The 12,686-nt window shown below is 69.0% G+C and carries 11 protein-coding genes; 4 read left to right on the top strand and 7 right to left on the bottom strand.

The window, feature by feature from the left end; genetic code table 11:
* Positions 1–90: 90 nt before the first annotated feature.
* Positions 91–738 carry a response regulator transcription factor gene (locus KVT39_RS10370; RefSeq protein ID WP_034182073.1) on the top strand — a complete coding sequence of 216 codons (648 nt, stop codon included), beginning with the start codon at positions 91–93 and terminating at the stop codon, positions 736–738.
* Positions 735–2,522 carry a sensor histidine kinase gene (locus KVT39_RS10365; protein WP_105389715.1) on the top strand — a complete coding sequence of 596 codons (1,788 nt, stop codon included), beginning with the start codon at positions 735–737 and terminating at the stop codon, positions 2,520–2,522. Before KVT39_RS10370 ends, KVT39_RS10365 begins: the two co-directional genes overlap by 4 nt.
* A gap of 115 nt (positions 2,523–2,637) precedes the next feature.
* Here KVT39_RS10365 and KVT39_RS10360 read toward each other — a convergent pair whose 3' ends face one another.
* The 3 genes from KVT39_RS10360 to KVT39_RS10350 form a co-directional block, all read right to left on the bottom strand.
* Entirely contained in the window at positions 2,638–2,913 is a 276-nt protein-coding gene (locus KVT39_RS10360; protein ID WP_217588896.1) for a YlcI/YnfO family protein, read from the bottom strand.
* 93 nt (positions 2,914–3,006) lie between these two features.
* A complete protein-coding gene (locus tag KVT39_RS10355; RefSeq protein WP_034182070.1) occupies positions 3,007–4,317 on the bottom strand; it encodes an MFS transporter in 1,311 nt (436 codons plus the stop codon).
* 110 nt (positions 4,318–4,427) lie between these two features.
* A complete protein-coding gene (locus KVT39_RS10350; RefSeq protein WP_105389717.1) occupies positions 4,428–5,444 on the bottom strand; it encodes an ABC transporter substrate-binding protein in 1,017 nt (338 codons plus the stop codon).
* A gap of 238 nt (positions 5,445–5,682) precedes the next feature.
* Here KVT39_RS10350 and KVT39_RS10345 point away from each other — a divergent pair, with 238 nt between their 5' ends.
* Positions 5,683–6,348, top strand: coding sequence for a response regulator transcription factor (locus KVT39_RS10345; RefSeq protein WP_034182068.1), 666 nt, complete (start codon positions 5,683–5,685; stop codon positions 6,346–6,348).
* Positions 6,335–7,756 (top strand): sensor histidine kinase, encoded by a 1,422-nt coding sequence (locus KVT39_RS10340; RefSeq protein ID WP_217588894.1) that lies wholly within the window; start codon positions 6,335–6,337, stop codon positions 7,754–7,756. Before KVT39_RS10345 ends, KVT39_RS10340 begins: the two co-directional genes overlap by 14 nt.
* A 191-nt stretch (positions 7,757–7,947) precedes the next feature.
* Here the strand turns inward: KVT39_RS10340 and KVT39_RS10335 are convergent, their stop codons facing one another.
* The 4 genes from KVT39_RS10335 to KVT39_RS10320 are packed head-to-tail and all read right to left on the bottom strand — an operon-like array spanning position 7,948 to position 12,621.
* Positions 7,948–8,712 (bottom strand): ABC transporter ATP-binding protein, encoded by a 765-nt coding sequence (locus KVT39_RS10335; protein ID WP_034182066.1) that lies wholly within the window; start codon positions 8,710–8,712, stop codon positions 7,948–7,950.
* The gene (locus KVT39_RS10330) at positions 8,709–9,566 is read right to left on the bottom strand and encodes an ABC transporter ATP-binding protein (protein WP_105389720.1); all 858 of its coding nucleotides are present in this window, start codon (positions 9,564–9,566) and stop codon (positions 8,709–8,711) included. The genes KVT39_RS10335 and KVT39_RS10330 overlap by 4 nt, the downstream gene beginning before the upstream one ends.
* Positions 9,567–9,577: 11 nt before the next feature.
* Complete coding sequence (locus tag KVT39_RS10325; RefSeq protein ID WP_217588998.1) at positions 9,578–11,389, bottom strand: ABC transporter permease; 1,812 nt, start codon at positions 11,387–11,389, stop codon at positions 9,578–9,580.
* 38 nt (positions 11,390–11,427) lie between these two features.
* Positions 11,428–12,621 carry an ABC transporter substrate-binding protein gene (locus KVT39_RS10320; RefSeq protein ID WP_034182063.1) on the bottom strand — a complete coding sequence of 398 codons (1,194 nt, stop codon included), beginning with the start codon at positions 12,619–12,621 and terminating at the stop codon, positions 11,428–11,430.
* Positions 12,622–12,686: the final 65 nt, after the last annotated feature.

Raw genomic sequence — 12,686 nt, 5'->3', positions numbered from 1 at the left:
GGGATTCGGCGGAATATATTGATCGGAAGAACAGTCGCGGCGGCAACCGGACGGCAGGGTCCGCGGCGTCATCCCGAAGAGGGTCGCTCGATGATCAGGGTAATTCTGGCTGACGATCACGCAGTCATGCGGGACGGACTGCGTCATATCCTGGAAAGGGCCGGCGGTTTCGAAATCGTCGGCGAGGCGAGCGACGGCCGGGCCACGCTCGCGCTGGCCGAGCGCAGCGCCGCGGACGTGCTGCTGCTCGACCTGTCGATGCCCGCGCCGACCGGCATCGAGCTGATCCGGCTGGTCAAGAGCCATGCGCCGTCGCTGCGCACGCTCGTGCTGACGATGCACGCCGAGGCGCAGTACGCGGCGCGCGCGTTCAAGGCCGGCGCAACCGGCTACCTGACGAAGGACAGCGCGACCGCCGAGCTCGTCGAGGCCGTCGGCAAGGTCGCGGCGGGCGGCGTCTACGTGAGCCCGTCGGCGGCCGAAAGCCTCGCGCGCACGCTGCGCACGCCGGCCCAGATGCTGCCGCACGAACGGCTGTCCGCGCGCGAGCTCGACGTGATGCACCGCATCGTCGCGGGCCAGACCGTCACGCAGATCGCGTCCGAACTCGCGCTGAGCGCGAAGACGGTCAGCACGTACAAGACGCGGATCCTCGAGAAGATGGAACTGCCGCACGAAGCCGCGCTGGTCCGCTACGCGATGCGCCACGATCTCGACCCCGGCGTCGACGACGCATGACGACCACCCTCCACTTACCGCCTGCCCCCGCGGACGACGCCGATCCGGACGCGTCGCGCCTGTTCATGTCGTCGCTGCCGCCCGGGCGGCGCGAGCGGCGGCTCGCGATCGCGACCGTGCTCGTGTCGGCCGTGATCTTCGCCACGCTCGCGCCGTTCGCGGGCATGCCGCTCGCGCCGGGCTGGGCGTTCATCCCCGTGTACCAGTCGGCGATCGTCGTCAACGACATGGTGACGGCCGGCCTCCTGCTCGGCCAGTACGCGATCCTCCGCGAGAAAGCACTGCTCGCGCTCGCGGGCGGCTACCTGTTCACGGGCTTCATGGCCGGCACGCACATGCTGACCTTCCCTGGGCTGTTCGCGCCGACCGGCCTGCTCGGCGCCGGCGAACAGACCACCGCGTGGCTGTACCTGTTCTGGCACGGCGGCTTTCCGCTCGCGGTCGCCGCGTACGCGCTGCTGCGCGCGGCGTCGCGCACGCGCCCGATCCCGGCCCCGCAGCGCCGCGCGGCGATTCCGGTGGTGCTCTGCATCGCCGCGGCGGTCGCCGCGACGGCCGCGCTCGCGGTGCTCGCGACCGCCGGCCACGACCTGCTGCCGCGCATCATGCACGGCAACCGGATGGCCGCGACGATGAAGAACGCGATCACAGTCGTCTGGGGGCTGAACCTGGTTGCGCTGATGCTGATGTGGCGGCAGCGGCGCCGCCATTCCGTGCTCGACCTTTGGGTGATGACCGTGCTCGTTGCCTGGCTGTTCGACATCGCGCTGTCGTCGATGCTGAATCACGGGCGCTTCGATCTCGGCTTCTACGCGGGCCGCGCATACGGCCTCGTCGCGTCCGGCGTCGTGCTGTTCGCGATGCTGTTCGAGAACGGCCGGCTGCATGCGCAGACGGTGCGCGCACTGGCCGGCGCGCGCTACCAGCATCTGCTCGTCGTGCAGAAGAGCGCGCAGTTGAACGAGGCGAACGAACGGCTCGAACAGCGCGTCGCCGCGCGCACCGCGCAACTGAGCGCATCGAACCGCGACCTGCGGCGCGAAGTCGAGGAGCGCGTGCGCGCGGAGCGGGCGCTGCAGGCATCACGCGAGGAACTGCGCGAGATCGCCGCGATCAGCGCGACCGCGCGCGAGGCCGAGCAGCGCCGCATCGCCCGCGAGCTGCACGACGAACTCGCGCAAACGCTCGCGGCGCTGAAGAACGATCTCGAATGGCTGATCGACCGCGTGCCGCAGGACGACGCGCCGCTGGCGCGCAAGATCGCGGCGATGCACACGATGGCACGCGGCGCGGTGGCCGCGACGCGGCGCATCGCGTCGGACCTGCGCCCGCTGATGCTCGACGATCTCGGCTTCGCCGCGGCGATGCAATGGCTCGTGGAGGATTTCCGGCACCGTCACGGGATCGCGTGCGCGCTGCACGTCGAGCCGCCCGAACTGCAGCTCGACGAACCGTATGCGACGGCCGTGTTCCGCATCGCGCAGGAAGCGCTCGCGAACATCGCGCGGCATGCGGCCGCGTCGCATGCGGACGTGGACCTCGTGCACCGGGACGATGCGATCGCGCTGACGATTCGCGACGACGGCGCGGGATTCGATCCCGGTGCGCCGCGCAAGTCGAGCTCGTTCGGGCTGGTCGGCTTGCGCGAGCGTGCGTATCTCGTCGGCGGCACGCTGCAGATTACGACGACGCTCGGTGAAGGTACGACGGTCGAGGTGGAGATTCCGCTGTCGCATCCGCAGGTGGCGGTTGCGCATGGCGGGGATGAGGCTTCGGGCGGGTAGGTCGGCGGGATGCGATGGCGCGGCGTCGCTGACGCGGTCAGTGGTAGTCGTCTTCGCGTTGATGCCGGACGGCGAGGATCGTGACTTGCTCCGCGATCCTCGCCGTCCCGATGGCTTACTCGACCGCTTTTGTCGCCCGTGCCGCTTTCAGCATGCGCTCGAGTTCTGCCTGAACGTTTGCAGCATCGATGTATTCGCCGGTCCGCCGCGCCTCGTCGCGCGATGCCAGGCCATGCGCGACAAACTCGCGCTGCACGCGCCGGCGTGCAATGCGAGCGCGCAACGCCGATTCGATGAATGCGGAAAGCTTCTCGTTTTTCGCCAGAACGGATTCAGCGGCTTCAAGCAATTGCGGATCGATCCGGAACGCGGACTTCGTCGCAGAATTCATTGCATTCCCCACGTGTGCCAATAGACCGCACGGTAGCACACCGGCACGCGCCAGGAGCGTGAACCGGTTGGGGCAGCCACGCATCCATGCGCGTCACACCCGCGCCGCCACCATCCCCCGCTCCGACCGCGTCCACGCGACCAGCGCGCCGATCCCGAGCAGCGCGAGGCACACGATCGGCACGATCATCGGCCCGAACGCGGTGCCCGTCACCTTGCCCGCGAACGGCATCAGGTTCTGGCTGAAGAAGCCGCCGAGGTTGCCGATCGAGTTGATCGCCGCGACGCTCGCCGCCGCCCGCGCACCGGTGAAATAACGCGGCGGCATCGACCAGAAGCACGGATACAGCAGCGGGATGCATGCGCCGCCGAGCACGAGCGCGATGAAGCGCAGCGGCGTCGACGGCAGCACGAGGCTCAGCAGGAAGCCGAGCGCGCCGAGCGCCGCGACGATCGCAATCGTGCGCAGGATGCTCTTCGCGCGGCGCAGCTTCGCCGGCAGCCATACCAGCAGCAGCACCGCGAGCGCCCACGGCAGCATGCTCAGGAAGCCGTTCGTGCTGCTCGACACGCCGAACGATTTCACGAGCGTCGGCAGCCAGTACGTGACGCCGTACAGCGACGTCGACATCAGCATGTAGGTCGCCGCGAACAGCATCACGCGCGGATCGAGCAGCGCCTTCCACGGCTGGCCGTGCTCGGCCTGCGCGGGCTTCTCGCGCTCCAGCGCGGCCGCGACGATCTGCTTCTCGCGCTCGTCGAGGAACGGCGCCTCGCGAAACGACGCGGGCAGCACGCGGAACACGACGATCGCGACGATCACGGCCGGGATGCCGGTTGCAATGAACACCCACTGCCAGCCCGCCAGCCCCCATACGCCGTTCAGGCTCAGCAGCACGCCGCCGACCAGCGAGCCGAGCATGTTCGCGAGCGCGCTGCCGAGCGTGAAGATGCCGAGCACCTTCGCGCGGTAGCTTTGCGGAAACCACAGCGTCAGGTAGTAGATCACGCCCGGATAGAAGCCGGCCTCGGCGATGCCGAGCAGGAAGCGCAGCGAGCAAAATGCGGGCATCGACGTCGTGAAGCCCATCAGCACGGTGATGAGGCCCCACGTCAGCATGATCCGCGCGAGCCATACGCGTGCGCCGTAACGATGCAGCGCGAGCGTGCTCGGCACCTCGAACAGCAGGTAGCCGATGAAGAACAGCGACGACGCGAGCCCGAACGCGGCCTCCGTCATCCCGAGGCTGTGCACCATCTGCAGTTTCGCGAAGCCGACGTTCTGCCGGTCGATGAACGCGATCAGGAACATCACGACGAGGATGGGCAGCAGGCGCCGCGCCACCTTCGACATGATGCGCTGTTCTTCGGCGGACGCGGGGTCCAGGGTTTCGGTAGCGTTCACTACGGGCTCCTTGCGTAAATCGGTTGCGTGTCGGTTGAATCGGCGCCGCGCAACGAAGGCGCAAGCGCGGAATGTTTCGATGAATATCGTTTGTGAGCGGCCGGCGGCGCTCAGCCCGACCGGTAGTCGTCGAGCATCGGCGCGAACATCTCGTGCCATGCACGCGGCTTCGCCTTGATCGTGCCGGCCAGGTACAGGAATTCGACGTAGTCCATCAGCTGGTTCGGCCGCACCGAAAAGCGCGTGTCGGGTGCGGCGAGCATCCGCATCACGTCGTCGTGCGACACGCCGACGCCCGACGACGCCGCATAAAGCGCGGCCGCCGCGCGCGGGTCCTGCGCGATCAGGCGGTTCGCTTCGTCGAGCGCGCCGAGAAACGCGGCGGCCAGCGCGGGCTCCGTATCGACGAGCCGCTTCGGCGCGAACACGACGTCGAGCGTCAGCGGGCCGAGCACGTCGACCGAACTCACGACGCGGTGGATGCCCGGCTGCCGCAACTCGAGCGTCGAGAACGGCGGCGACGTGAAGTGCGCGGTGACGCCGTTCTCGCGGCGAATCAGCGCCTGCATCGCCTGCGGATGCGGCAGGTTCACGGTGATCGAATCGAGCTGCGCGAAATGCTTCGGACCGAGCTGCCGGCTCGCGACCATCTGCAGCACGACGGCCGACAGCGACGTGCGGATGCCGGGCACCGCGATCCGGTCGGACGACGTGAAGTCGCGCAGCGACATGAGGCCCGGACGGTTCGCGTTCAGCGACAGCGACGTGGTCGACAGCCCGCTGATGCCGATCACCTCGACGTTCGGAATGCCGCGCGCCCGCGCCCACAGCTCGATGAAGCCCGGCGCGCCGGCGCCCGCGAAATCGAGCGTGCCGGCCATCATCGCGTCGTTGACGGAATTGCCGCCGTCGAGCAGCACCCAGTCGACCGCGACGTCGCGCACGCCATGCCGCGCCGCGTGCCGCTCGAACAGCCGCTGCTTCTCCATCACGAGCAGCGGCAGGTACAGCACGCCATAGCCTTTCGAGATTCGCACGGTGCGCGGCTTCGCGCGCACGAGCGACGGCGCGGCGAGCACGCCGAGCCCGGCGGCGATCAACGCGCGGCGACGCGGCGACGTCGTCATGCGCGCGCCGCCGTGCGACGGGCGGCAAACGGCCACGCGAAGGCCGGCGGCGCGCTGCGCCGCGCGTGCGTCGTGCCCGTGACTTGCTGCATGTTGCCGTCTCCTTGAATATTTCTGGTATTAATGCCGTCCTTGCGTGCTTCTTCCGGCTCGACACAGGTTATCGACCGAGTCTGAGAAAATGCTGACATCCCGGCCCCGGGAAAACCCCTAATCCATCCACCTGCAAAACGGCACCATGCGCATTCTCGTCGTGGAGGACGATGCCGAAATCGGCGCGGCGATCCGCAGCCGCCTGGCGCGGCTCGGCCATGCGGTCGATCTCGAAACCGACGGCGCAACCGCGAACGGGCTGCTGCGCGTCGAGCGTTTCGACCTCGTCGTGCTCGACGCGAACCTGCCCGGCATGGACGGATTCTCGGTGCTGCGCAACCTGCGCGCGTCGGGCAGCACGACGCCCGTGCTGCTCGTCACCGCGCGCTCGGCGATCGACGACCGCGTGAGCGGCCTCGGCCTCGGCGCCGACGACTATCTGGTGAAACCGTTCGACTACCGCGAGCTGGATGCGCGCGTGCAGGCGCTCCTGCGCCGCAACAGCGGCCACGCGAACGACGTGCTGACGCTCGGCGGTCTCGTGATCGACCGCAGCAGCCGCCTCGCGGAACTCGACGGCCAGCCGCTGTCGCTGTCGCGCCAGGAATTCGCGCTGCTCGAAATCCTCGCGAGCCGCCCGCAGCGCATCTTCTCGAAGGAAGAACTGCTGAACCAGCTGTTCAGCTTCGGCAACGAGCCGACCGCGAACGCGGTCGAGCAGTACGTGACGCGCGTGCGCAGGAAGCTGCAGGGCAGCTCGGTCGAGATCCGCACCGCGCGCGGGATGGGGTATCAGATTGCCGCGCATTGACTGGTTCCCGAAGACGCTGTTCGGACGCACGCTGCTCTTCATCGCGCTAGTCGTCGCGACCGGCGCGCTCGCGCTCGCGGCGATCGCACGCTACTACGCGGGTGTCGCGGCCGAACGCGCGTACGACCAGCTGCTCGCCGGCGCGTCGATCCAGGTCGCGGAGAACCTCTACGTGCAGGGCGGCGTGCTCGCACTGAATCCGCCGGTGGCCGCGCTGTCGACGCTGTCGCGCTACGACCTCGTCTACTACAAGGTCGTCGATTCGCGCGGCATCGTCGTGGCCGGCTACAACGATCTCGCGAGCCCCGCGACACTCGCCGCCGCGAAACAGGGCCCCGCATTCGCGAACGCCGTCTACCAGGGGCACCGGATCCGCACCGCGACCATCGCGCGCTACATGCCCGAGGAAAGCACGCCGGGCTGGGCGCTCGTGACCGTTGCGCAAACCACCAACGCGCGCCAGCAGCTCACGAACGACATGAGCATCAAGGTGTGGACGCTGATCCTGCTGATGAGCGTGCTCGCGATCGGCGCGAGCGGCCTCGCGATCCGGCGCGGCCTGCGCCCGCTCGCGCAGATCGGCACCATCATCGCCGCGCGCGACCCGGCCGACCTGCGGCCGGTGGCCGTCGACACGCCGAGCGAGATCGACGCGATCATCGGCTCGATCAACGGGTTGATACACCGCCTGGCCGAACGCATCAACGCGATGCAGCGCTTCATTGCCGACGCCGCGCACCAGATGCGCACGCCGCTCGCGCGGCTCGACGCGCAGATCGAACTGCTCGACGGCGAATCCGATCCCGCGCGCCATGCGGCACGCCTCGATGCGCTGCGCGCGACTTCCGCGGATGTCGGCCGCCTGACCGGCCAGTTGCTCAATCACGCGATGGTGATCCATCGCATCGAGGCCGTGCCGCTGCAACCGGTCGAACTCGTCGCGCTCGCGAAAGACGTGCTCGGCCGCGTGATTCCGCTCGCGGGCGAGCGTGATGTTGCGGTCGCGTTCGCGAGCGACGCACCGCTTGCATGGATCGACGGCGATGCGATCAGCCTGCAGGAAGCGCTGTCGAACGTGCTGCACAACGCGCTGCTGCACGGTCATGCGGACGACATCGTCGTATCGGTCGCGACCAAGGACAACGCCGGCGGCGCGGTCACGCTGACCGTCACCGACAACGGCCGCGGGATTCCGCGCGAGCACTGGGCCGCCGCATTGCAGCCGTTCGTGCGAATCGCGCCGGACGGCAGCGAGCGGCGCACCGGGTCGGGCCTCGGGCTCGCGATCGTGCAGGAAGTGATGAAGGCGCACGGCGGGCGCGTCGGGTTCGCGTTTCCGGATGCGGGCGGGTTCGCGGTGGTGCTGACGTTTCCGCGGGCGGCGGGGATCGGTGCGGGCGAAGCGTAGGCCAGTGGAATCGGGCGTGTGGTCAATCAAATGCGGGTGAGCCGCAGCCGTCAATCGTCGCTGTCGTCGGCGGCATCAGCGGCGCTGCGCTTCCATCGCGGTGATGGCGACTGAGCGACAATCTGCCCGACATTTCGGAATGCATCGCAATTTTTCGCGATGCAAACCGGAGGCGCCACGAGCCACGCCAACTACACCGCCACCGCCTCCCCGCCCAGATACGCATCGCGCACGCGCTCATCGTCGAGCAGCGCCTTCGCGGGCCCTTCGAGCACGACGCGCCCCGTCTGCAGCACATACCCGTAGTGCGCGATCTCCAGCGCGAGGCTCGCGTTCTGCTCGACCATGAACACCGTCACGCCCTGCTTGTTGATCGCATCGATCAGTTCGAGCACCTTGTCGACGTAAAGCGGCGACAGCCCCATCGTCGGCTCGTCCATGCAGATCAGTTTCGGCCGCGCCATCAGTGCACGCGCCATCGCGAGCATCTGCTGCTCGCCGCCCGACAGCGTGCCTGCGCGCTGCGCGAGCCGCTCGCGCACGCGCGGAAACAGATCGAGCACGCGTTCGTAATCTTCCGCCACCGCCGTGCGGTCGCCGCGCGTATACGCGCCCATCAGCAGGTTCTCGCGCACGCTCATGTCGCCGAACAGCCGCCGCGCCTCGGGCACGGCCGCGATCCCGCGTCGCACACGCTGCGGCGTCGCGAGCGCCGTCACGTCGTCGCCGTCGAAACGCACGACGCCGCGACGCGGCCGCATCAGCCCGAGAATCAGCTTCATCGTCGTCGACTTGCCGCTCGCGTTGCCGCCGAGCAGGCTCACGATCTGCCCGCGGCCCACTTCGAAGTTCACGTCGAAGTGCACCTGCACCGGCCCGTAGAACGTATCGAGGTGTTCGAGTTTCAGCAGTGCGTCGGTCATGGTCGTGTCGGGTCCGGAAGAAAGCCTGTTCATGCGGCCGCCTGCGTCGTGCGCTCCGCGGCAGCACCACCCGCATGACGCCGGCCGAGGTACGCCTCGATCACGCGCGGATCGTGCCGCACGTCGCGCGGCGCGCCTTCGGCGATCTTCACGCCGTTGTCGAGCACCATCACGCGGTCGGACACGCGCATCACGAGTTCGAGCTTGTGCTCGATCAGCAGGATCGTCAGGCCGCGCGCCTTCAGCGACTGGATCAGTTGCAGCATCTCGGCCGTTTCCGTCTCGTTCATCCCGGCCGTCGGTTCGTCGAGCAGCAGCAGGCGCGGATGCAGCGCGAGCGCGCGGCCGATCTCCACGCGCCGCCGGTTCGCGTACGACAGGCTGTGCGCCGGATGATCGATGCGCGGCGTGAGCCGTTCGCCGAACCCGGCGACGATCGCGCGCGCCTCGTCGCGCAGCGCCGCTTCCTCGCGCCGCACCGATGCAGGCCGCACGAGCGCGCGCAGCACTTCGGCCGCCGCGCCGAGCGCGGGCCAGCCGGGCCGCGCCGCGCGCAGCCGCGCATGCGCGCCGATCAGCACGTTGTCGAGCACGCTCAGGTTGCCGAACACGCGGCCGTGCTGGAACGTGCGTGCAATGCCGAGCGCCGCGAGCCGTTCGGGCGCCGTGCCCGTGATGTCGCGGCCATCGAACGTCACGCGGCCGGCATCGGGCCGGTCGGCGCCCGCGATCAGGTTGAACAGCGTGGACTTGCCGGCGCCGTTCGGCCCGATCACGCTCAGCAGTTCGCCGTCGGCAAGCGTCAGGCTTGCGCCGTCGAGCGCGGTCACGCCGTCGAAGCGGCGCGTCAAACCCTGCACGTCGAGCAAGGGTCGGGTGGTGGTCATCGCATTCCTCCTCACACCGTGCCGAGCAGGCCCTGCGGCCGAAACCGGACGAGCAGCAGCAACACGACGCCGTAGATCAGCATCCGGTAGTCGGCCGCCCAGCGGAACAGCTCCGGCAGCCCGATCAGCGCGACCGCGCCGGCGATGCCGCCGAGCACGTTGCCGAGCCCGCCGAGGATCACCATCGTCAGCGCGAGGATCGACACCTGCGAATCGAAGGTCTGGTGATTGATGTAGCTGTACAGATGCGCGGCGATGCCGCCGCTCACGCCGGCCGCCACGCCGCCGACCGCGAACGCGATCGCCTTGTAGCGATTCGGCGCGATGCCGTGCGCGCGAGCGGCAACGTCGTCCTCGCGCACCGCGCGCAGCGTGCGGCCGAGATGCGAGCGCAGCAGCCGAACCTGCACGAGCGCGAACACCACGAGCACCGCGAACGTGAACCAGTACGCGGCGCGCGCGGTCGTTGCCCACGGCAGCGGCGCGATGCCGGTGATGCCGAGCGGGCCGCGCGTGAGGCCGTCCCAGTTCAGGATCACGAGGCTCACCACTTCGCCGATGCCGAGCGTCGCGATCGACACGTAATGCCCGCGCAGCCGGAACGCCGGATAGACGAGCAGCGTGCCGAGCACGGCCGTGATCGCGCCCGCGCACGGGATCGTCACGGCCGGCGACCAGCCGAGATCCGACGACAGCAGCGCCGACGCATACGCGCCGATCACGAGCAGCGCCGCGTGCCCGAGCGAGATCTGCCCGACCGTGCCCGCGACGAGCGTGAGGCTCAGCGCGAGCAGGCCGTACAGCCATGCGTTGGTCAGCGTCTGCAGCACGTACGGCGACGCACCGAGCCACGGCAGCACGGCCGCGAGCGCGACCAGTACGACGAGCACCGGGCGCGGCACGCGCACGGCTTTCGCGGCCGCGAGGAAGGTGCCCGTCATCGGTTCGGGCGGCAGCGCGCGGTTCGCGCTGAACAAGCCGTTCGGCCGCCACACGAGGAACACGATCAGCAGTCCGAACGCGAACAGGTCGCGATAGCTCGTGCCGAACAGCGCGACGCCGTAGCTTTCGACGAGACCGAGCAGCAGGCTGCCCGCGATCGCGCCCGGTACGTTGCCGAGCCCGCCGATCAGCAGTGCGACCACGCCCTTCAGCGTCGCCTGGAAGCCCATCGCCGGATCGATGCTGTTGTAGTACATGCCGACCAGCAGTCCGCTCACGCCGCCGAGCGCGCACGCGATCGCGAACACCGTCTGGTTCACGCGATCGACGTCGACGCCCATCTGCAGCGCCGCGTCGCGATCCTGCGCGGTCGCGCGCACCGCCCAGCCGAGCCGCGTGAAACGCAGGAAGCCGTACAGCAGCGCGGCCGCCGCGATGCCGATGCCCGCGATCAGCAGGTCGAGCGAGCCGAGCGTCGCGCCGGCGATCCGCAGGTGCCAGTCGGGCAGCGGCGTCGGCACCGCGCGCGGGTCCGCGCCGAATGCGAGCTGCGCGAGCTGATCGAGGATGAAGCTGATGCCGATCGTCGCGAGCAGCGGCGCGATCCGCGCCGCGTGGCGCAGCGGCCGCAGCCCGATCCGCTCGATCGCGATGCCGAGCGCGCCGCAACCGATGACGACCGCCGCGAGCGCGACCGGCAGCGGCAGCCCGAAGCGCGTCAGGCACAGCCAGCCGATGAATGCGCCGACCATGTAGACCGAGCCGTGCGCGAAGTTGATCAGGTGCGACACGCCGAAGATCAGCGCGAGCCCGACCGCGAGCAGCGCGTAGATATTGCCGACGATGAGGCCGTTGAGCGTGTAGTCGAGCCAGGAAGCCATCACGATGCGTCCGTCACTTGCATGCGGTTGATTCGGAATCAGCGCGCGGCGAGCTGCGGCTTCGCGCCGTCCCACAGCGCCCACTGCCCCTGCTTCACGACGAGATACACGGTACGCGCGCCCGCGACGCGGCGCGTCTGCGGATCGAAGCGCACCTTGCCGAAGATCACGCTCGGCACGTCGCTCACTTTCGCGAAACCGTCGTGCGCGGCCTGGCGCGTCGTGCCGTAGCGGCGCAGCACCTCGGCCGACAGGATCAGCGCGTCGTATGCGCGCGCAACGAACGAATCGGGATCGGCGTGGAATTTCGCGCGATAGCGCTGCACGAACGCCTGCACCTCGGGGCGCGGCTCGGCCGGGAAGAAGTTCGATTCCGTATAGACGCCTTCGACGGCCGCGCCGCCCAGTTCGAGGAATTTCGGCGAATACACGGAGCCGACCGCCGCGATCGGCAGCGAGACGCCCGACGTGCGTGCCTGTCGCACGATCTGCGCGCCGTCCGCGTAGTACGAGATCAGCACGATCGAATCGGGCTTCGACGCGCCGATCCGCACGAGCGTCGAGCGGAAATCCTTCTCCGCCGGCTGGTAGCCCTCGGCCGCGACGACCTGCGCGCCGAGCCCGGCCACTGCCTTCGCGAAGATGTCCTTGCTGGTGCGGCCCCAGTCGGTGTTCAGGTACAGCACCGCGATCCGCTTGAAGCCGAGTTCCTTCACCGCGTAGCGCGCGAGCAGCGGCTGCTCCTCGGCCTGGCTCAGCGCGGTGCTCCACAGGTAATCGCCGCCCTTCGTGAAATCCGGATGCGAGTTCGTGAAGCCGAACTGGATCAGTTGCCCACGCTGGTAAATCGGCGACGCGGCCATCGACGTCGCGCTGGAAAAATCGCCGAGCTCGATCGCGATGCGCGGATCGGCGACGAACTTCTGCGCGATCGCCACCGCCTGGCGCGGGTCGCTGCGGCTGTCCTGGAAATCGATCGCGAGCGGCCGGCCGTGAATGCCGCCGCTGCCGTTGATCTCGTCGAGCGCGAGATCGAAGCCGCGCTTCCATTGCTCGCCGTATTGCGCGTCCTGGCCCGTCAACGGCCCGCTCACGCCGACCACCACCGGCTCGCCCGACACGCCCGCCGCGAGCGCGCCGCCCGTCGACAAGCCCCATGCGGCAGCGAGCGCCGCCACCGTGCCCAGCACGCGCCGCCATGCGCCGCGTGCGTCGTTTCCCGAAACGTTCATGCCGCCCCCACCTTCAGTCAATCGAAAAGAGTGAGGGCATGTAACCATCCGGTTCAGGGCGATCC

The organism is Burkholderia sp. GbtcB21, assembly GCF_019091065.1.
GTDB classification, from domain to species: domain Bacteria; phylum Pseudomonadota; class Gammaproteobacteria; order Burkholderiales; family Burkholderiaceae; genus Burkholderia; species Burkholderia pyrrocinia_C.
The sequence above is the reverse complement of the archived record's forward strand: the minus strand, read 5'-3'. Positions and strand labels throughout refer to the sequence as shown.